This is a genomic window from Polaromonas sp. P3_A5 (assembly GCF_056403055.1).
Map to the genome: position 1 here is coordinate 1,816,275 of NZ_JBFUGF010000001.1, position 20,636 is coordinate 1,836,910.

The following is a 20,636-nucleotide window of genomic DNA, read 5'->3' on the forward strand; positions in this document are numbered from 1 at the left end:
AGCCCTCTGCCAGCCCGTAGAGAGGCAGGCCTCCCCGTTGCGGATTCCCTGAGAGCCCGTTCCCCCTGCGTGGCGATGGTCGCGGGCGAAACCTCTGGAGATTTGCTCGCCGGCCTGCTGCTCGATGGTTTCAAGGCCCGCTGGCCGGCACTGACGTCAAACGGTATCGGCGGCTCACAGATGGCGAGTCGCGGTTTTAACGCCTGGTGGCCCAGTGAAAAGCTCGCGGTACGCGGGTATGTCGAGGTATTGCGGCATTACCGCGAGATTGTCGGCATACGCGAACAACTGAAGCAACGCCTGCTGGATCAGCGCCCAGACCTTTTCCTTGGCATTGATGCACCCGACTTCAATCTTGACCTGGAGGCGGCGCTCAAGGTCCAAGGCATCAAGACCGTGCATTTTGTCAGCCCCTCCATCTGGGCCTGGCGTGCCGACCGTGTTGAAAAGATACGGCGCAGTGTGGACCACGTGCTGTGCATCTTTCCTTTTGAGCCTGCGCTGCTGGCCGCTCATGGTATTGCCGCGACCTATGTGGGGCACCCGCTGGCCAATGTCATACCCCTGCAGCCTGACCGCGCAGCGGCCCGGCGCAAACTGGGTTTGCAGGATGAAGACACCGTGGTGGCCATTCTTCCCGGCAGCCGGAAATCCGAAATAGAGTACCTCGCTCAACGATTCTTTAAGGCTGCAGCCCTTATTCAACGTGCGCAACCAGCTATCAAATTTATAGTTCCGGCCATTCCCGCGTTGAAGCACATGATTGAACGCCATGCCGACCTGGCAGGAATGAAACCCCATCTGCAGATCATCGAGGGCCAGTCCCACAGTGCACTGGCGGCATGCGATGTAACGCTGATCGCCAGCGGTACCGCCACGCTGGAGGCGGCGCTTTTCAAGCGGCCCATGGTGATCGCCTACAACATGAACTGGCTGTCATGGCAAATCATGCGGCGCAAAAAATTGCAGCCCTGGGTGGGCCTGCCCAATATCCTCTGCCGGGAGTTTGTCGTTCCGGAGCTGCTGCAGGACGCCGCTACGCCTGAGGCGCTGGCAGTGGGCGTGCTGAAATGGGTTGACGCAAAGTCTTCGGCACCTGACAAAATAGCGGCCGTAGAACAACGATTTACCGCGCTGCATGCGGAACTGCAGCGGGACACTTCAAAACTGGCGACAGATGCGATCCAGCAAATTCTTGAAAGCTGAGCAGACACCCTTGTCATGGGATACGCCTGGCCTTGTGGCTGGCGTGGACGAAGCTGGCCGGGGACCGTTGATGGGCCCGGTGGTCGCGGCCGCCGTCATTCTTGATGAGCTCAATCCCATTCAGGGGCTGGCCGACTCCAAGAAGCTCACGGCCTTGCGCCGCGAAAAACTCTATGACGAAATTCGCGCCAAAGCGTTGTGCTGCTCGATTGCGCTGGCAACCGCCGAGGAAATCGACAGCATCAACATCCTGCAGGCCACCATGCTGGCCATGCGGCGCGCGGTAGAGGGCCTGCGCCTCAAGCCCAACAAGGTGCTGGTCGATGGCAACCGGCTGCCGACACTGGTGATCCTGTCCGAGGCCATCGTGGGTGGTGACGCGCTGGTGCCTTCGATTTCCGCTGCGTCGATCCTGGCCAAGGTCTACCGCGACCGTTGGTGCGCGGAGTTCCATCTTGAGTATCCCCAGTACGGATTTGCCGACCATAAAGGCTACGGCACGGCCGAACATCTGGCTGCGTTGCGCGAACACGGCGCCTGTCCCCAGCATCGCAGGTCCTTTGCGCCGGTGGCTGAGGTCTTGCGGTGAGTTCCAGCTTCTCCGGGTCCTCCGGCTCCGCCACGTACATCACTTCGCGCGACAACCCCCTGATCAAAGAGCTGCGCAAACTGTCGCAAGACAGCACCGCGTACCGCAAGCAGGGCCGCGTCTGGCTGGAGGGGGATCATCTATGCCGTGCTGCACTGGCGCGCGGCCTGAAACCTGCCATCGCAGTTTTTTCTGAATCATTTTGGTCTGCAAGCCAGTCTGAATGGGCGCAAGCAGCTATCAAAAACATAGTGATTCCCGATGCAATGCTGCCGGAAATCAGCGGCCTGGAGTCACCCGCGCGCATGGGTTTTGTGATGGATTTGCCGGCGCCCGCCAGCCCGCAACCCCATGCATCCTCGGTCATTCTGGACCGGGTACAGGATGCCGGCAACGTGGGCTCCATCCTGCGCAGCGCGGCGGCCTTTGGGTTTGGCCAGGTTCTCGCCCTCAAGGGCACGGCGGCCCTCTGGTCGCCCAAGGTGCTGCGCGCCGGTATGGGCGCCCACTTTGCACTGCAGCTGGTGGAAGGCCTGGAGCCCGAGGCTCTGGCAGCATTGACCGTGCCCATCGTTGTCACCAGCTCGCACCAGGGCAGCTTTTTGCATCAGCAGAAGTTGCCTATGCCGTGTGCGTGGGCCATGGGCCACGAAGGGCAGGGCGTTAGCGACGACCTCATGAGCCGGGCGGCGCTCAAGGTCCGCATCGACCAACCGGGGGGCGAGGAGTCTCTTAATGTGGCAGCCGCGGCCGCAATTTGCCTGTACGCAAGTTCGCTGAAGATATAGACCCACCCCCGTCCAGGCTCACTGCGTGTAGCCCATTTCCCCTTGCAGGGGGCGGCGCCTGGGGCCGGCAAAGCCGGACCCGCGGCCCCCACTGGTGAAATACTCCCCTGCATTCGCCCTGAATCTTCAAGCCAGCATGAGCCGCGGAACCGGCTCTGCCGGGCCGCAGGCGCAGTCCCCTGCAAGGGGAAATGGGCTACACGTAGTGAGCCCGATAGGGGTGTGCCATTTTCGGCTTTGCCGGGCCGCAGGCGGGCGGCCCCCTCGGGGGCAGCGACTCACACGAAGCGGGGGAGCGTGGGGGCCACATCCCTAGGCTATAATCAAGGGCTTTTCAAAACACAGCTTCGCCCGAGCGCAGACAAAGCAAACACCCTCACAAAAGCAGCCAACTAAGGCAGCCAGCAAGAGTCTCCCAGAGACGTTTCTTGTGCACGCTTGGGCGAACCGTAACCAACCCGGAGAACCCAGTGCTTTTGTCTCTACAGGGATCACGCGAAAAATCCCCACACGCCATACTGGCGCTCGCAGACGGCACGGTCTTTATCGGCAATTCCATTGGAGCCGCAGGCTCCACAGTCGGCGAGGTGGTGTTCAACACCGCCATGACCGGCTACCAGGAAATCCTCACGGATCCGAGCTACTGCCAGCAGATCGTCACCCTCACGTACCCACACATCGGCAACTACGGCATCAATGCCGAAGACGTCGAGGCTGAAAAAGTCCACGCCGCCGGCCTGATCATCAAGGACCTGCCGCTGCTGGCCTCGAACTTCCGCATGACCATGACCTTGTCCGAATACCTGGTCAAGGAAAACACCGTCGCCATCGCCGGCATAGACACCCGCCAGCTCACACGCCACCTGCGTACCAAGGGCGCGCAAAACGGGTGCATCCTGGCTTTGCCCGCCGGCGAAGCGGTGAGCCAGCCAGCGATCGAAAAAGCCGTCGCTGCTGCCCGCGGCGCGCCCAGCATGGCCGGCCTGGACCTGGCCAAGGTCGTCTCGGTCAAGCAAACCTACGAATGGACGCAGACCGAGTGGAAACTCGGCGCGGGTTACGGCGTGCAGATCACGCCCAAATTCCATGTCGTGGCTTTCGACTTCGGCGTGAAGAAAAACATCCTGCGCATGATGGCCGAGCGCGGCGCGCGCATCACAGTGGTGCCGGCGCAAACGCCTGCAGCCGATGTGCTCAAGCTCAAACCCGATGGCATCTTCCTGGCCAACGGCCCGGGCGACCCTGAGCCTTGTGACTATGCGATTGCGGCGGTGCGCGAACTCATTGAAACCGGTATCCCGACTTTCGGCATTTGCCTGGGCCACCAGATCATGGCCTTGGCCAGCGGCGCGAAAACCTTCAAGATGAAGTTTGGCCACCACGGTGCCAACCACCCGGTGAAAGACCTGGACAACGGCCGCGTCAGCATCACCAGCCAGAACCACGGTTTTGCGGTTGACGAAAAAAGCCTGCCCGCCAACCTGCGGCCCACGCACATCAGCCTGTTTGACGGCACATTGCAAGGCCTGGCCCGCACCGACAAGCCGGCGTTTTGCTTTCAGGGTCACCCGGAGGCCTCGCCCGGCCCGCACGATATTTCGTATCTGTTTGATCGTTTCACAGCCCTCATGGAACAGCATGGAGGGAACAAATAATGCCAAAACGTACAGACATCAAATCCGTCCTCATCATCGGCGCCGGCCCCATCATCATCGGCCAGGCCTGCGAGTTCGACTACTCCGGCGTGCAGGCCTGCAAGGCGCTGCGCGAAGAGGGCTACAAGGTCATCCTGATCAACAGCAACCCCGCCACGATCATGACCGACCCGGCCACCGCCGACGTCACCTATATCGAGCCCATCACCTGGCAGACGGTCGAAAAAATCATCGCCAAGGAACGTCCCGACGCCATCCTGCCGACCATGGGTGGTCAGACTGCGCTCAACTGCGCGCTCGACCTCTGGCACAACGGCGTGCTCGACAAGTACAAGGTCGAGCTGATTGGCGCCAAACCTGAAGCCATCGACAAGGCCGAAGACCGCCTGAAATTCAAGGACGCGATGACCAAGATCGGTTTGGGCTCAGCCCGCTCCGGCATCGCGCACAGCATGGACGAAGCCTGGGCCGTACAGAAGACCGTCGGCTTCCCGACAGTGATCCGCCCCAGCTTTACGCTGGGCGGCACCGGCGGCGGCATTGCCTACAACTCCGAAGAATTCGAAGTGATCTGCAAACGCGGCCTCGAAGCCTCGCCCACCAACGAGCTGTTGATTGAAGAATCACTGCTCGGCTGGAAGGAGTACGAGATGGAAGTTGTGCGTGACACCGCCGACAACTGCATCATCGTCTGCTCGATCGAAAATCTGGACCCGATGGGCGTGCACACCGGCGACTCCATCACTGTCGCGCCGGCGCAGACGCTGACCGACAAGGAATACCAGATCCTGCGCAACGCCTCGCTGGCTGTGCTGCGCGAAATCGGCGTGGACACCGGCGGCTCCAACGTGCAGTTCTCGATCAACCCGGTCGATGGCCGCATGGTCGTGATCGAGATGAATCCGCGCGTCTCGCGTTCTTCGGCGCTGGCTTCCAAGGCCACGGGCTTCCCGATCGCCAAGGTTGCCGCCAAGCTGGCGGTGGGTTACACGCTCGACGAGCTGCGCAACGAGATCACCGGCGGCGCTACCCCTGCGAGCTTTGAGCCCAGCATTGACTACGTTGTCACCAAGATTCCACGGTTCGCGTTCGAGAAATTCCCGGCCGCCGATTCGCGCCTGACCACGCAGATGAAATCCGTGGGTGAGGTCATGGCCATGGGCCGTACCTTCCAGGAGTCCTTCCAGAAAGCGTTGCGCGGCCTGGAAGTCGGCGTCGACGGCATGAACGAGAAGACGCAAGACCGCGAAGTGCTCGAGAAAGAACTCGGCGCGCCAGGTCCTGACCGCATCTGGTACGTGGGCGATGCTTTCGCCCAGGGTATGAGCGTCGATGAAGTCTTTGCGCTGACCAAGATCGACCCCTGGTTCCTGGTGCAGATCGAGCAAATTGTCAAGATCGAGCTCGAGCTGGAAACCACCTCGCTCGACAAGATCGACGCCGTCACGCTGCGCGCGCTGAAGCAGAAAGGCTTTTCCGACCGTCGCCTGGCCAAGCAACTCAAGACCACCGACACGGCCATCCGCGAAAAGCGCCGTGCGCTGGGCGTGCGCCCGGTCTACAAACGTGTGGACACCTGCGCCGCCGAGTTTGCAACCAATACTGCCTACATGTATTCGACCTACGAGGCCGAAGGCAGCGAGTGCGAAGCTGCGCCGACCGACAAGAAGAAAATCATGGTGCTGGGCGGCGGGCCCAACCGCATCGGGCAGGGCATCGAGTTTGACTACTGCTGCGTACACGCGGCGTTGGCCATGCGTGAAGACGGCTACGAGACCATCATGGTCAACTGCAACCCTGAAACCGTCTCTACCGATTACGACACCTCGGACCGCCTCTACTTCGAGCCGCTGACGCTTGAAGATGTGCTCGAAATCGTCGACAAGGAAAAACCGCTGGGCGTGATCGTCCAGTACGGCGGCCAGACGCCTTTGAAGCTGGCGCTGGACCTCGAAGCCAACGGCGTGCCCATCATCGGCACCTCGCCTGACATGATCGACGCGGCAGAAGACCGCGAACGCTTCCAGAAGCTGCTGCACGAATTGAAGTTGCGCCAGCCGCCCAATGCCACGGCGCGCACTGAACCTGAAGCGCTTGAAAAAGCCGCTGCGCTGGGCTACCCCCTGGTCGTGCGCCCCAGCTATGTGCTGGGTGGCCGCGCCATGGAAATCGTTCACGAACAGCGCGACCTCGAGCGTTACATGCGCGAGGCCGTCAAGGTCAGCCACGATTCACCTGTGCTGCTTGATCGCTTCCTGAACGACGCCATCGAATGCGACGTCGACTGCCTGCGAGACCCCGAAGGCCGCACCTTCATCGGGGGCGTGATGGAGCACATCGAGCAGGCCGGCGTGCACAGCGGTGACTCCGCGTGCTCTTTGCCGCCATATTCCCTGAGCGCCGAAACCGTCACCGAAATCAAGCGCCAGACCGCCGCGATGGCCGAGGCACTGACGGTGGTGGGTCTCATGAACGTGCAGTTCGCGATCCAGAACATTGACGGCAAAGATGTCATTTACGTGCTGGAAGTCAACCCGCGTGCCTCGCGCACGGTACCCTTTGTCAGCAAGGCCACCGGAATACAGCTGGCCAAAGTGGCAGCACGTTGCATGGTGGGCCAGTCGCTGGCTTCGCAAGGCATCAAGGACGAAGTCACGCCGCCTTACTTCAGTGTCAAGGAAGCGGTGTTCCCCTTCGTCAAGTTCCCCGGTGTGGACACGATTCTCGGCCCCGAGATGAAATCCACGGGCGAAGTCATGGGCGTGGGCAAAACTTTCGGCGAAGCCTTCGTGAAGTCCCAGCTCGGCGCGGGCACCAAACTACCAACCTCCGGCAAGGTGTTCCTCACCGTCAAGAACAATGACAAACCGCGTGCCGTGGAAGTCGCGCGCAAGCTGGCGGCCCTGAAGTTTGAAATCGTGGCCACCAAAGGCACTGCGGCCGCCATCCAGGCCGCGGGTATCGCCTGCACCGTGGTCAACAAGGTCACCGAAGGCCGGCCGCACGTGGTGGACATGATCAAGAACAACGAAATCGCCCTGGTCATCAACACGGTGGAAGAGCGGCGCAACGCGATTACCGATTCGCGCCAGATCCGCACATCTGCGCTGCTGGCCCGTGTGACGACCTACACCACCATTGCCGGCGCCGAAGCGGCCGTGGAGGGCATGAAGTACCTGGACAACCTGCCGGTTTATTCCGTGCAGGAGTTGCATGCTCAGCTAGGCTGACAGCCTCACGACCCGGGTTTTTTCCGGATTTCCGCAGGTCCGATTTGCATTAAACTTGTTTGATTGAAATTTTGGATTCAAGCGCCGCCGCCAGGTGACTGGTGGCGGTTTCGCTTTTGAGAGGAGCAAAAAACATGGCAACCATTCCCATTACCAAGCGTGGCGCGGAAAGCCTCAAGGCCGAGCTGCACCAGCTGAAAACCGTCGACCGGCCCTGGGTCATCAATTCCATTTCCGAAGCGCGTGCCCAGGGTGACCTGAGCGAAAACGCCGAATACGACGCCGCCAAGGACCGTCAGGGCTTCATCGAAGGCCGTATTCAGGAAATCGAAGGCAAGCTCTCCGCCGCCCAAATCATCGACCCGTCCGAACTGGACGCGGGCGGCAAGGTCGTGTTCGGTTCCACCATCGAACTGGAAGATGAAGATACCGGCGACAAGGTGACTTATCAGATCGTGGGTGAAGACGAGGCCGACATCAAGGCGGGCCGGGTCAACATCAGCTCGCCGATTGCACGTGCGCTGATCGGCAAGGACGAAGGCGATACGGCTGAAGTTCAGGCACCCGGTGGCCTCAAGCGCTATGAAATCATCTCGGTGATGTACATCTAAACATCCTGATTTCATTCATGAAGCAGCGCTTCAATGTGATGGTGGCAGCTCTCTGGTGGGGCAGCTTGACCAGTTTGGGATTCGTCGTGGTCCCGATGCTGTTCGCCAATCTGGGAGCCCCCGCCGTGGCCGGTGCCATGGCCGCCAAACTCTTTACCGCGCAAACATGGCTGAGCACGGGCTGTGCGATGTTCCTGTTGCTGATTCTTAATAAAAAAGACGATCCAGCCCTGGCGTGGCAAGCGCAAGCAGCTATCAAATTCATAGTGGCCGGTTTGCTGCTGGCCCTGCTGGTGGAGTTCGGGGTTGCGCCGCGTATCGTCAGCGTACGCGCCGAAGGCGGCAATCTCAAGCTCTGGCATGGCCTGGGCACCGCCTTCTATGTGGTGCAGTGGCTGTGCGCCGGCCTGGCGCTGTGGCGCCTGAGTCGCTCGACGGTAACCGAAATCACCTGAGTTTCGCCGGCAAGCAGGGGCCGCGGGACCGGCTCTGCCGGACCGCAGGCGCAGCGGCCCCCTCTCGTGATGAAAGGGGCAGGGAGATGCCGCAGGCTACACGGAGTGAGCGACCGTGGGGGCCATTTCCGCGGCTTCCAGCGTATTGACCAGCAGCATGGTGATGGTCATGGGGCCGACACCGCCGGGCACCGGTGTGATGTAGCCCGCCACTTCCTTCACGCCGTCAAAGTCCACATCACCGCAGAGTTTGCCTTCATCGTTGCGGTTCATGCCCACGTCGATCACGACGGCGCCCGGTTTGACCATATCGGCCGTCAATACGTTTCGCTTGCCGACGGCCGCCACGATCACGTCGGCCTGCAGCGTCATGGCCTTGAGGTCTTTGGTTGCGCTGTGGCAGATGGTGACGGTGGCGTTCTTTTGCAGCAGCATCAGCGCCATCGGCTTGCCGACAATGTTGCTGCGGCCGATGACCACGGCATGCTTGCCTTTGAGGTCGTAGCCGATGCTTTCCAGCATCTTCATGCAGCCATAAGGTGTGCAGGGCCAGAAGCCAGGCTGGCCGACCATGAGCGCGCCGGCGCTGGCGACGTGAAACCCGTCAACGTCTTTCGCGGGAGAGATCGATTCGATGACTTTTTGCGCGTCGATATGGGCAGGCAGCGGAAGCTGCACCAGGATGCCGTGGATGGCCGGGTCGTTGTTGAGCGCCTCTACCCGTGCCAGCAGGTCAGCTTCACTCAGGGTGGCAGGGTATTGCTCAAGCACCGAATGCAGGCCGTTGTCTTCGCAGGCCTTGACCTTGTTGCGCACATAGACCTGGCTGGCCGGGTTTTCACCCACCAGCACCACGGCCAGACCCGGTGTGATGCCGCGAGCGCGCAGGGCGGCGGCGCGTTGGGCGACTTCAGCGCGCAGTTGTTTGGAGAGGGCGTTTCCGTCGATCAGCTGGGCAGTCATTTTTATCGATTTTTCAAGTAAAAACGCCCGCAAATCCAATCATCACGGGCGCAAGCAGCTATCAAAAAGATAGCGAAAGGAGGTCAACCCTTGGGTGCGTTGGATCCGAGGGCTATTTTGAGCAGGTCGGCCACGGTATTGGCGTTGAGCTTTTCCATGATGTTGGCGCGGTGCGCTTCTACCGTCTTGATGCTGATGCCCAGGTCGTCGGCAATCTGCTTGTTGAGGCGGCCGGCCACGATGCGCTCGAGCACCTGCGCTTCGCGCGAGGTGAGCTTGGCGAGCAGGGCGTCGCGGCTGGCAGATTGCTGGTAGTCGCTGAAGGCTTCCTTGGCCTGCTCAAGCATGCGTTCGACCAGGTTGACCAGGGCTTCTTCCTGGAAAGGCTTCTGGATGAAATCCATGGCGCCTTTTTTCATGGTGTTGACCGCCATGGGTACGTCGCCGTGGCCGGTAATGAACACGATGGGGAGCGGTGACTTGCGTTCGACCAGGCGGTCCTGCAATTCGAGGCCCGTCATGCCGCCCATGCGGATGTCGACTATCAGGCAGGCGACTTCACGCGGGTCGTAGCGGGAGAGAAAGGTTTCGGCCGAGTCGTAGCAGCGGACCCGGTAGTCCTTGCCTTCGAGCAGCCACTGCAGGGAGTCGCGCACGCCCTCGTCATCATCAACGACGTAGACGGTACCTTTTTTGGGAATCAAGCTCATGCCAAACTTTCTTTCGTGAACTTCTCGAAAAGACGGTTCTTGAAGGGGTTTCAATGAACGCCGGTATCCTTGGTTGCTATGGTATCGCTAGCAGGCACCACCGGTGCCAGCAGGGGCGTCACGGGGATCCAGAAGGTAAACCGGCACCCCACCACTTCGTCCCCATTGTAGAGGTTCTGGGCCTCCATTCTTCCCTGGTGGGACTCGACAATACTGCGGCAGAGTTTGAGGCCTATGCCCATGCCTTCGGCCTTGGTCGAATAGAAGGCTTCATACAGCCGGCCCATGACTTCAGGCGACAGGCCGCGCCCCGTATCGAGCACCGAAAACTCCACCACGGCCTGGTCTTCAATCTGCTTGGGCACCACGCGCAATTCGACGCTGCGCCGCGCCGTCGGCAGGTGCGCCTGTTCAATCGACTCAGCCGCGTTTTTCATCAGGTTGATCAGCACCTGCTCGATCAGGATGGGGTCCACCATGATGTCGGGCAGGCGGGCGGCGATGTAGTGGCTGAGCCGCACGTGATGGCGCCGCAGCTCGATGTCGGCCAGCTCCATCGCATTGCTCACGATAGTCGCCACGTCGGCGGAGCTGCGGTTGGGCTCGCTGCGTTTGACGAAGGACCGTATGCGCTGGATGATCTGCCCGGCGCGGTGCGCCTGTTTGGCGGTTTTCTCCAACGCCACCAGCAGGTCTTCGTTGCTGATCTGCTGGCCCTTGATGCGCGACACCATGCCGTTGCAATAATTGTTGATGGCCGTCAGCGGCTGGTTGAGCTCGTGCGCCACGCTGGAGGCCATTTCCCCCATGGTGATCAGGCGGCTCGCAGTCTGGGCCCGCTCGTTCTGCTGGGCCGCCTGCTCTTCGGCATGGCGCCGCGGTGTGATGTCGGTGGCAATCACCATCTGGGCCAGGCGGCCGTCCACCCACGTGAGGTAACGCGAGCGAACCTCCAGCCACTTGCTGAGTTCGGGCACAAAAATTTCGGCGTTTTCCGTCTGCGCCGCTGTCAGCGTGTCGGTCGGCAGGCCCGCCAGGCCATCGACCGCATCCAGCGCATCTTCGGTGGGTACGGCTGAAGGCACGCCGGCTTGCGCGATCAGGTTCAGGTGACCGGAAACTTCACCGCCAAACCACGAACGGTACAGCTTGTTGGCAAACAGCAGCTCTTCACTGCCCAGCGGCGCCACGGACACGGCCGCGTCCAGCCCCTCAAGTACCGTGGTGAAACGTTCGTAAGAAGCTGTGAGTTCTTCGCGAATGCGCTTGGGCTCGGTGATGTCCGTCATGGACGTCATCCAGCCGGTTTGCTGGCCGCGCGGATCAATCAGCGGCGAGACATACATGCGAGCGTCAAAAATCTGGCCGTTCTTGCGCTTGACGCGCACCTCGAAACCACCGGGCGGCGTGCGGCCGTGCAGTTCATCGTCCAGCCGCTGCATCAGGGTCTCGATCTCGCCTTCCGGCCAATGCGGGAAGGGCGGCGTACGGCCCACCAGGTCGCCTTCAGTGAGGCCCGTCATCTGGCAAAACGCCGGGTTCACATAGGTGATGCGGCCCTGCAGGTCCAGCGCGCGCATGCCGGTCAGCATGGAGTTCTCCATCGCGCGGCGAAAGTTGGTTTCGGAAATCAGCGCCTGCTGGGCCTGCACACGGCGGCGCGTATGGCGCCAGGTGCCCAGCAGCATCCACACCGTCAGTGCGCTCAGGGCGCTGACCAGCCAGAAAAAGCCGCTGCCCACCACGCCCAGTGAGGCCCGATAGCCTTCCGCACGAATCAGCAGGCCGTTGCCCACCGGTGAAACCGGTATTTCATATTCGGCGGCGGCATCGGTCCAGGGCAAAAGCCGGGCCGCGGGGTTGCGGGGCGGCGGGAGGTTGCCCGCCAGCACCGTGTTTTTGTCGTCGATCAGCGTGACCGCATATTTGGCCGTCACGTCCGTCGGTACGCCAAAGCGCAGCAGCCCGTCGATGGAGTATTCGCCCATGATGACGCCGGCAAATTTCCCCTGGTCATCGAGCGGCACCTGCAACTGCAGGGTAGGGGTGTTGTAGCCGCTGGCTTCCTTGGTCACCAGCGGGCGCGAATACACGGGTTGCCGCAGGTCTCTTGCCAGGTCATAGGTGCCGTCTGTTTCGCCGACCTTGAGTTGCTCGCCGGCGCCGCGCAGCTGGCTGGCATTGGCGCTGGGCGATACATAAGCCACCTTGATCCGCCGCCTGCTGTCCACCCAGGTGACTGCCATGAGTTCCGGATATTGGTTGACCAGGGATTCGGCCTGCGAGATGAATTCTTCCGTATCCACTTCCTTGTTGGAGACATCCCGCCCTATGCGCATGAGCTGTTCCTGGCGCTCCAGCAGGCGCAGGCGCAGGCGTTGCTGGGCGTATTCCACATCGCGCTTGACGGCCTGCTGTTCGCGGTCGATTTCTTCGATGCGCAGGTAACCGAAGGCTGCGATCACGGCTGCCAGAAACAGTACCACGGCCAGCAAAGGCCCCAAGGTGATGAAACGGTCCTGGCGCGACGGCGACTGCTTGCGCCACCAACGCCTCCACAGGGCAAAGGTGGCGGAGTTCGCCATCGTGTCGGGGGGGGCAGGGGCTTGCTGGGTCATAGGGATGGTGCAGTTTAAGTGAGATGCCCCTCTGTGGTCAGGGTTGACCCTGATCTTTTAAGGTGAGGCTACAGGCTGCGCTGTCGCATCGTCGGTTTCAGTAACGCAGCCAATATTTGCCAGAGGCATTTGCCATGGGTATCGATTTGCCCAAGGCGTATGAAATTTCTTAATGTGAAATCAATAAGCACTATTTGAAATTTAACAAATATTGTGAGAAACTAGACGCTTGAATCTAATTTGCGTTTAAAACACGCTTAGGCGCAATTGGACACAGGCTCCGCGCACAGCCCGACAAGAGGCTGTATTGCGGATTAACAAAGCTTTATCAGGCTACTCAGGAGACAAAAAATGGCTGCCATTCCGAACCAAGCGGGCGACAACTTGCGCGCTGCCGCCAACGACGCGCTGGACAAGGACACCCAGGAAACCCGCGAATGGATGGACGCCCTGTCCGCCGTCATCGAAAGTGAAGGTCCCGAGCGCGCCCACTTTCTGCTCGAGCAACTCCTTGAGCACGCCCGCCAGAAAAGCATCGACATGCCTTTTTCGGCCAATACGGGCTATGTCAACACCATTGAAACCGACCACGAAGAGCGTTCCCCCGGCAACCTCGAGATTGAAGAACGCCTTCGCGCCTACATGCGCTGGAACGCCATGGCCATGGTCGTCAAGGCCAACCGCCTGCACCCCGCTGATGGCGGCGACCTGGGTGGCCACATCGGCTCCTTCGCCTCGCTGGCCAGCCTGTTCGGCGCCGGCTTCAACCATTTCTGGCACGCCGAGAGCGCTGAACCGGGTAAAGAGCACGGCGGTGACTGCCTTTACATCCAGGGCCATGTATCGCCAGGTGTCTATGCCCGCGCTTACCTTGAAGGCCGCCTGACCGAAGAGCAGCTGCTCAACTTCCGTCAAGAGGTCGACGGCAAGGGCCTGTCCAGCTACCCGCATCCCAAGCTCATGCCCGAGTTCTGGCAGTTCCCCACCGTCTCCATGGGCCTCGGCCCACTGATGGCGATTTACCAGGCGCGTTTCCTCAAATACCTGCACGCCCGAGGCATTGCCAACACCGAAAACCGCAAGGTCTGGGTCTTCTGCGGCGACGGCGAGATGGATGAGGTCGAATCCATGGGCGCCATCGGCCTGGCTGCGCGCGAAAAGCTCGACAACCTCGTCTTTGTCATCAACTGCAACCTGCAGCGCCTCGACGGCCCTGTGCGCGGCAATGGCAAGATCATCCAGGAGCTCGAAGGTGAGTTCCGCGGTGCCGGCTGGAACGTCATCAAGCTCATCTGGGGCAGCAACTGGGATCCGCTGCTGGCCCGCGACAAGGATGGCGCGCTGCGCAAGGTCATGATGGACACGGTGGACGGCGACTACCAGGCCATGAAGGCCAACGACGGCGCCTTCGTCCGCAAGCATTTCTTCGGCAAGGACCCACGCACGCTCGAGATGGTCGCCAAGATGAGCGACGACGACATCTGGAACCTGCGCCGCGGCGGCCACGACTCGCAAAAGGTCTATGCGGCATTCCACGCGGCCGTCAAGCACGAGGGCCAACCCACCGTCCTGCTGATCAAGACGGTCAAGGGCTTCGGCATGGGCAAGATTGGTGAAGGCAAGAACAACGTCCACCAGACCAAAAAACTGGCCGACGAAGACATCAAGGCTTTCCGCGACCGCTTCAATATCCCGATTCCCGACAGCCAGCTCGCCGACATCCCGTTTTACAAGCCGGCCGACGACACGCCCGAGATGCGTTACCTGCACGAGCGCCGCAAGGCCCTTGGCGGCTACCTGCCGCATCGCCGCGTCAAGGCCGACGAGCAGTTCACCGTGCCGGCCCTGGAGACCTTCAAGTCGGTGATCGAACCCACGGCCGAAGGCCGCGAAATTTCGACCACGCAGGCTTATGTGCGTTTTCTCACGCAACTGCTGCGCGACCAGGCCCTGGGCCCGCGCGTCGTGCCCATCCTGGTAGATGAAGCCCGCACCTTCGGCATGGAAGGCCTGTTCCGCCAGATCGGTATCTACAACCCTGACGGCCAGCAATACACGCCGGTCGACAAAGACCAGGTGATGTACTACAAGGAAGACAAACAGGGCCAGATCCTGCAGGAAGGCATCAACGAAGCCGGTGGCATGAGCAGCTGGATCGCAGCCGCCACCTCGTACAGCACCAACAACCGGATCATGATCCCGTTCTATGTGTACTACTCGATGTTCGGCTTCCAGCGTGTCGGCGACCTGGCCTGGGCGGCCGGCGACATGCAGGCGCGCGGTTTCCTGCTGGGCGGCACCTCGGGCCGCACCACGCTGAATGGCGAAGGCCTGCAGCACGAAGACGGCCACAGCCACATCCTGGCCGGCACCATCCCCAACTGCATCAGCTACGACCCGACCTTTGCGCATGAAGTCGGCGTCATCCTGCACCATGGCCTCAAACGCATGGTGGAAAAGCAGGACAACGTCTATTTCTACCTGACGCTGCTCAATGAAAACTACGCGATGCCCGGCCTCAAGCCCGGCACCGAAGAGCAGATCATCAAGGGCATGTACCTCTGCAAAGAGGGCGCCAAGCTCACGCCGCGCGTGCAACTGCTCGGCTCCGGCACCATCCTGCGCGAGTCCATTGCCGCGCAAGAACTGCTTGAGAAAGAGTGGGGCGTTGCCGCCAACGTGTGGAGCTGCCCGAGCTTCAACGAACTGGCCCGCGACGGCCAGGACTGCGAACGCTGGAACCTGCTGCACCCGACCGACAAACAGCGTGTGCCGTTTGTCAGCCAGCAGCTCGAAAAGCACACCGGTCCGGTGGTTGCATCCACCGACTACATGAAGGCCTATGCCGAGCAGATTCGCTCCTTCGTACCCAAGGGCCGTACCTACAAGGTGCTGGGCACCGACGGGTTTGGCCGCAGCGACTTCCGCAGCAAGCTGCGTGAGCACTTCGAGATCAACCGCCACTACATCGTCGTGGCGGCGCTCAAGGCGCTCAGCGAAGAGGGCACTGTGCCGGCGGCCAAGGTCGCCGAGGCCATCAAAAAGTACGGCATCAACGCCGACAAGATCAATCCGCTTTACGCTTGAGTTAAAACCCTGACGTAGCACCTGTAGCAACCGGAGACAAGAATATGGCAGTGGTAGACATTCAAGTTCCTGATATCGGGGATTTCGACGAAGTGACGGTGATTGAGCTGATGGTCAAGCCCGGCGACACCGTGAAGGCGGAGCAGTCGCTGATCACCGTGGAGTCCGACAAGGCCTCCATGGAAATCCCCTCCAGCCACGCGGGTGTGGTGAAGGAGCTCAAGGTCAAGCTCGACGACAAGGTCAAGCAGGGCTCCGTGGTCCTGACGCTGGAAGTGTCCGGCGCCGAAGCCGCCCCGGCTTCAACAGAAAAACCGGCTGCAGCGCCCGCTGCGCCTGCGCAAGCAGCTAGCAAATCTGTAGCGGCGTCGGCACCTGCACCTGTAGCGGCCCCTGCTGCTTCCGGTCCGGTGGAAGTCCGTGTGCCCGATATCGGCGACTTCAAGGACGTGTCTGTCATTGAAGTCCTGGTCAAACCCGGCGACACCATCAAGGCCGAGCAGTCGCTGATCACGGTGGAATCCGACAAGGCCTCGATGGAAATCCCGTCGTCTGCCGCAGGTGTGCTGAAAGAACTCAAGGTCAAGATGGGCGACGTCGTCAACATCGGCGACCTGCTGGCCATCCTGGAAGGTTCTGCGGCTGTGAGCGCATCGCCTGCGCCCGCGCCAGCCCCCGCTGCAGCGCCTGCCGCAGCATCTGCTGTTGCCCCTGCACCGGCAACGTCATCTGCTCCAGCGAGCCAGCCGGCCCACAACCCCACCACCGCACCGCAGGGCAACCTGCCGCATGCCTCACCCTCGGTGCGCAAATTCGCACGCGAGCTCGGTGTGCCGCTGGCAGAGGTCAAAGGCAGCGGCCCCAAAGGCCGCATCACGCAAGACGACATCCAGGCCTTCACCAAGTCGGTGATGGACGGCAGCGTTCGCACCCAGGTGCAGGCCGCCAAAGCGCCCGCATCTTCGGGTGGCGGCGCAGGGCTCGATTTGCTGCCATGGCCCAAGGTTGACTTCACCAAGTTCGGCCCGGTCGAGCGCAAAGACATGTCGCGCATCAAGAAGATCAGCGGTGCCAACCTGTTGCGCAACTACGTGATGATCCCGCACGTCACCAACCATGACGATGCCGACATCACCGAACTGGAAGCCTTCCGCGTTTCGACCAACAAGGAAAACGAAAAGGCGGGCCTCAAAGTCACCATGCTGGCTTTCCTGATCAAGGCCAGCGTTGCTGCCCTGAAGAAATACCCCGAGTTCAATGCCTCGCTCGACGGCGACCAGATCGTCTACAAGCAGTATTACCACATCGGTTTTGCTGCCGACACGCCCAACGGGCTGGTCGTTCCCGTGCTGAAAGACGCCGACAAAAAAGGCGTGCTGCAGATCAGCCAGGAAATGGGCGAGCTGGCCAAGAAGGCGCGTGACGGTAAATTGACGCCAGCCGAAATGCAGGGCGCCAGCTTCACCATCTCTTCACTGGGCGGCATCGGCGGGCGTTACTTCACCCCCATCATCAACGCGCCGGAAGTCGCCATCCTCGGCGTGTCCAAGAGCCAGATGGAGCCGGTCTGGGACGGCAAGGCCTTCCAGCCGCGCCTGATGCTGCCGATGTCTTTGGCCTGGGATCACCGGGTGATCGACGGCGCAGGCGCTGCGCGCTTTAACGCTTACCTGGGCCAAATCCTCGCCGACTTCCGCCGCGTCCTCCTCTAAACGGGGCGGAACCATGACAACACTTGTAGTCGTCAAAAAGGCGGGGCAGGTTGCCATCGCTGCCGACACGCTGGTGACCTTCGGCGACACCAGCCTGGGCCACCGGTTTGAAGCCAACAGCAAGATCTTCAAGGTCGACACGCCTGCCGGCATGAGTTACGTGGGCATGGCCGGTACGGTGGCGCATTTTCCGGTGCTGCGCAAGGCCATGGCGGCCTTGCCCAAAGAGCAGCTCAAGCTGGGTTCGCGCGACGAGGTGTTCGACACCTTCGTCAAGCTGCATCCCATGCTGAAGGAAACGTTCTTCCTGCAGACCAAGGAAGACGACAACGATCCCTACGAGTCCAGCCAGTTCACCGTGGTCATTGCCAATGCCAGCGGCATTTACGGCCTCTACAGCTACCGTGAAGTCTTTGAGTTCAAGGAATTCTGGGGCATTGGCTCAGGCCGCAGCTTTGCGCTCGGCGCCATGCATGCCGCCTGGGACAAGGCCAAGACCGCGCGCGAAGTGGCCATGGCCGGCCTGAACGCGGGTTGCGAGTTCGACAAGAACTCCGCCGGGCCCGTCGACATATTCACCCTTAAATTGAAAGCCTCCAAATGAGTGCATCCCCTGTGATCGACATCAAGGTACCGGACATCGGCGACTTCGACGAAGTGTCCGTCATTGAAGTGCTGGTCAAGCCCGGCGACACCATCAAGGCCGAACAGAGCCTGATCACCGTTGAAAGCGACAAGGCCTCGATGGAAATCCCGTCTTCGTCGGCCGGCGTGGTCAAGGACATCAAGGTCAAGGTGGGCGACAAGGTCAAGCAAGGCTCCGTCGTGCTGACGCTGGAAAGCACCGGTGCTGCCGCTGCGACCGCCACAGATGCGGCACAAAAACAGGCTGCAGCGCCCGCAGCACCTGCGCAAGCAGCTCCTAAAACTGTAGCGATCCCTGCCGCAGCACCAGCCCCGGTTGCCGCCAGCTTCACCGGCTCGGCCGACCTGGACTGCGACGTGCTGGTGCTGGGCGCCGGCCCTGGCGGCTACTCCGCCGCCTTCCGTGCCGCCGATCTGGGCCTGAAGGTTGTGCTGGTAGAGCGTTACGCCACGCTGGGTGGCGTCTGCCTGAATGTCGGCTGCATTCCTTCCAAGGCCTTGCTGCATGTGGCCGCCGTGATGGACGAGGTCAAGCATTTCGACAGCCTGGGCGTGAGTTTTGGCGAACCCAAGCTCGACATCAACAAATTACGCACCCACAAGGAAAAGGTCGTCGGCAAGCTCACCGGCGGGCTGACGGCCATGGCCAAGATGCGCAAGGTCACCGTCGTGCGTGGCCTGGGCCAGTTCGTCGGTGCCCATCACCTGCAGGTTGAAGAAACCAGCGGCGCCGAAGGCCAGGAGAAAACCGGCAAGAGCCAGACCATTGCGTTCAAGAACTGCATTATTGCCGCTGGTTCGCAAGCTGTACGCCTGCCTTTCATGCCAAACGATCCCCGCGTGGTGGACAGCACCGGCGCGCTGGCACTCAAGGAGGTGCCCAAGCGCATGCTGATCCTGGGCGGCGGCATCATCGGCCTCGAGATGGGCACGGTGTATTCCACACTGGGCGCACGCCTGGACGTGGTCGAAATGATGGACGGCCTGATGCAGGGTGCCGACCGCGACCTCGTCAAGGTCTGGCAAAAAATGAACGCGCCGCGTTTTGACAACATCATGCTCAAGACCAAAACGGTGGGCGCCAAGGCAACCAAGGCAGGCATCGAAGTCACGTTTGAGTCCGCGGAAGCTGGCGGCAGCGCCCCGGCCCCGCAGACCTATGACCTGGTGTTGCAAGCCGTGGGCCGGACACCCAATGGCAAGAAGCTGGCTGCCGAAAAAGCCGGAATCACAGTCTCCGACCGCGGCTTCATTCCGGTCGACATCCAGATGCGCACCAACGTGCCGCACATCTTCGCCATCGGCGACATCGTGGGCCAGCCCATGCTGGCGCACAAGGCCGTGCACGAAGCGCATGTGGCTGCCGAAGTCATTGCGGGTGAACTGCAAGGCAACAAGGAACTGGCCAGCGCCGCCTTCAACGCCCGCGTGATCCCCAGCGTGGCTTACACCGACCCCGAAGTCGCATGGGTCGGCCTCACCGAAGACCAGGCCAAGGCCGAAGGCATCAAGGTCAAGAAGGGCCTGTTCCCCTGGACGGCTTCCGGACGCGCCATCGCCAACGGCCGCGACGAAGGCTTCACCAAGCTGCTGTTTGACGACAGTCCCGAAGCGCATGGCCACGGCAGGATCCTGGGCGGCGGCATTGTCGGCACGCATGCCGGCGACATGATCGGCGAGATCGCACTGGCCATCGAGATGGGTGCGGACGCCGTCGACATCGGCAAGACCATACACCCGCACCCAACGCTGGGCGAAAGTATCGGCATGGCGGCGGAAGTGGCGCACGGTAGTTGCACCGATTTGCCGCCAACGCGAAAGTAACGCTGAAAAGTTGCCAGAGGCGCTACTAAAGTCAGTAGCCGGCCGCGCAGACACCGCAAGGGTTGCGCGGTTTTTTTTATGGGTTGAGTTTGAACGCAGTCCTGAGAGAGCCTTGCCCAACCCAAGGCCGACGTGTAGCTGACGCCTTGCATGCGTTGGTGCGGCGTATCACCGATCTTCAAGGGAAAAGTGCCTCTAGCCCTTTCCAGATAAGCGCAAGCAGCTATTGAATTGATAGCGAAGTTCGCCCTCTTGGTGGACATTTTTTTTGACATGCGCGGGCCGTGTAGACGTATACCAAAAGCATTCCCTGTTGTTTTGGCGCCTTCACAGCGCTGGACAACAACTCGTTGTCAAGGGCAAGCCATTAGAATTTCGACGACGCCAGCATTCCAAGTGTTGCGAGCGGGACGCGATTCGTTGCTGCCTGTCCGCGCCATGGGGTACCCCCATGGTTTTTTTGTACTTTGCGATTTCGGCGCGTGAGCGGACTGCGCATTCTGCGCACCCAGCTCACGCATGACCTGCTGGTTGGGATGCCGG

At 61.1% G+C, this 20,636-nt stretch carries 14 protein-coding genes; 11 read left to right on the forward strand and 3 right to left on the reverse strand.

Features of this window, described 5'->3' with window-relative positions; genetic code table 11:
- The first annotated feature begins 69 nt into the window (after positions 1-69).
- From lpxB to AC1DU8_RS08595, 7 genes are all read left to right on the forward strand, one after another.
- Positions 70-1,206 (forward strand): lipid-A-disaccharide synthase, encoded by a 1,137-nt coding sequence (gene lpxB, locus AC1DU8_RS08565; protein WP_477702205.1) that lies wholly within the window; start codon positions 70-72, stop codon positions 1,204-1,206.
- On the forward strand, positions 1,178-1,795 hold the full coding sequence (gene rnhB, locus AC1DU8_RS08570) for a ribonuclease HII (protein ID WP_457280569.1): 618 nt from the start codon (positions 1,178-1,180) through the stop codon (positions 1,793-1,795). Before lpxB ends, rnhB begins: the two co-directional genes overlap by 29 nt.
- On the forward strand, positions 1,792-2,583 hold the full coding sequence (locus AC1DU8_RS08575) for a TrmH family RNA methyltransferase (protein ID WP_457280570.1): 792 nt from the start codon (positions 1,792-1,794) through the stop codon (positions 2,581-2,583). The genes rnhB and AC1DU8_RS08575 overlap by 4 nt, the downstream gene beginning before the upstream one ends.
- A gap of 470 nt (positions 2,584-3,053) precedes the next feature.
- Positions 3,054-4,238 (forward strand): glutamine-hydrolyzing carbamoyl-phosphate synthase small subunit, encoded by a 1,185-nt coding sequence (carA, locus tag AC1DU8_RS08580; RefSeq protein WP_477726630.1) that lies wholly within the window; start codon positions 3,054-3,056, stop codon positions 4,236-4,238.
- The gene (gene carB, locus AC1DU8_RS08585) at positions 4,238-7,468 is read left to right on the forward strand and encodes a carbamoyl-phosphate synthase large subunit (protein ID WP_457280572.1); all 3,231 of its coding nucleotides are present in this window, start codon (positions 4,238-4,240) and stop codon (positions 7,466-7,468) included. Before carA ends, carB begins: the two co-directional genes overlap by 1 nt.
- Positions 7,469-7,602: 134 nt before the next feature.
- A complete protein-coding gene (greA, locus tag AC1DU8_RS08590; protein WP_457280573.1) occupies positions 7,603-8,079 on the forward strand; it encodes a transcription elongation factor GreA in 477 nt (158 codons plus the stop codon).
- Positions 8,080-8,096: 17 nt separating this feature from the next.
- Positions 8,097-8,534, forward strand: a complete 438-nt coding sequence (locus AC1DU8_RS08595) for a DUF4149 domain-containing protein (protein ID WP_477726631.1) — start codon at positions 8,097-8,099, stop codon at positions 8,532-8,534.
- Positions 8,535-8,630: 96 nt separating this feature from the next.
- Here the strand turns inward: AC1DU8_RS08595 and folD are convergent, their stop codons facing one another.
- From folD to AC1DU8_RS08610, 3 genes are all read right to left on the reverse strand, one after another.
- Entirely contained in the window at positions 8,631-9,497 is an 867-nt protein-coding gene (folD, locus tag AC1DU8_RS08600) for a bifunctional methylenetetrahydrofolate dehydrogenase/methenyltetrahydrofolate cyclohydrolase FolD (RefSeq protein ID WP_457280575.1), read from the reverse strand.
- Positions 9,498-9,580: 83 nt separating this feature from the next.
- On the reverse strand, positions 9,581-10,207 hold the full coding sequence (locus AC1DU8_RS08605) for a response regulator transcription factor (protein WP_348047552.1): 627 nt from the start codon (positions 10,205-10,207) through the stop codon (positions 9,581-9,583).
- A gap of 50 nt (positions 10,208-10,257) precedes the next feature.
- Entirely contained in the window at positions 10,258-12,825 is a 2,568-nt protein-coding gene (locus AC1DU8_RS08610) for a PAS domain S-box protein (RefSeq protein ID WP_457280576.1), read from the reverse strand.
- A 351-nt stretch (positions 12,826-13,176) separates the two neighbouring features.
- Between AC1DU8_RS08610 and aceE the strand changes: the two genes are divergently transcribed.
- Genes aceE through lpdA form a run of 4 tightly spaced genes read left to right on the forward strand, consistent with a single transcriptional unit; the run spans position 13,177 to position 20,093 of the window.
- Positions 13,177-15,912, forward strand: a complete 2,736-nt coding sequence (gene aceE / locus AC1DU8_RS08615; RefSeq protein ID WP_457280577.1) for a pyruvate dehydrogenase (acetyl-transferring), homodimeric type — start codon at positions 13,177-13,179, stop codon at positions 15,910-15,912.
- A 44-nt stretch (positions 15,913-15,956) separates the two neighbouring features.
- A complete protein-coding gene (aceF, locus tag AC1DU8_RS08620; protein WP_477702203.1) occupies positions 15,957-17,624 on the forward strand; it encodes a dihydrolipoyllysine-residue acetyltransferase in 1,668 nt (555 codons plus the stop codon).
- Positions 17,625-17,637: 13 nt separating this feature from the next.
- Positions 17,638-18,228: an Ntn hydrolase family protein gene (locus AC1DU8_RS08625; protein WP_457280579.1), complete on the forward strand. Its 591-nt coding sequence runs from the start codon at positions 17,638-17,640 to the stop codon at positions 18,226-18,228.
- Positions 18,225-20,093, forward strand: coding sequence for a dihydrolipoyl dehydrogenase (lpdA, locus tag AC1DU8_RS08630; RefSeq protein ID WP_477726632.1), 1,869 nt, complete (start codon positions 18,225-18,227; stop codon positions 20,091-20,093). The genes AC1DU8_RS08625 and lpdA overlap by 4 nt, the downstream gene beginning before the upstream one ends.
- Positions 20,094-20,636: the final 543 nt, after the last annotated feature.

Bases quoted from the DNA above. Each gene is read 5' to 3' on its own strand.
- rnhB (WP_457280569.1), top strand. From the start codon at position 1,178: ATGCGATCCAGCAAATTCTTGAAAGCTGAGCAGACACCCTTGTCATGG.
- carB (WP_457280572.1), top strand. From the start codon at position 4,238: ATGCCAAAACGTACAGACATCAAATCCGTCCTCATCATCGGCGCCGGC.
- greA (WP_457280573.1), top strand. From the start codon at position 7,603: ATGGCAACCATTCCCATTACCAAGCGTGGCGCGGAAAGCCTCAAGGCC.
- AC1DU8_RS08595 (WP_477726631.1), top strand. From the start codon at position 8,097: ATGAAGCAGCGCTTCAATGTGATGGTGGCAGCTCTCTGGTGGGGCAGC.
- folD (WP_457280575.1), bottom strand. From the start codon at position 9,497: ATGACTGCCCAGCTGATCGACGGAAACGCCCTCTCCAAACAACTGCGC.
- AC1DU8_RS08605 (WP_348047552.1), bottom strand. From the start codon at position 10,207: ATGAGCTTGATTCCCAAAAAAGGTACCGTCTACGTCGTTGATGATGAC.
- AC1DU8_RS08610 (WP_457280576.1), bottom strand. From the start codon at position 12,825: ATGACCCAGCAAGCCCCTGCCCCCCCCGACACGATGGCGAACTCCGCC.
- aceE (WP_457280577.1), top strand. From the start codon at position 13,177: ATGGCTGCCATTCCGAACCAAGCGGGCGACAACTTGCGCGCTGCCGCC.
- aceF (WP_477702203.1), top strand. From the start codon at position 15,957: ATGGCAGTGGTAGACATTCAAGTTCCTGATATCGGGGATTTCGACGAA.
- AC1DU8_RS08625 (WP_457280579.1), top strand. From the start codon at position 17,638: ATGACAACACTTGTAGTCGTCAAAAAGGCGGGGCAGGTTGCCATCGCT.
- lpdA (WP_477726632.1), top strand. From the start codon at position 18,225: ATGAGTGCATCCCCTGTGATCGACATCAAGGTACCGGACATCGGCGAC.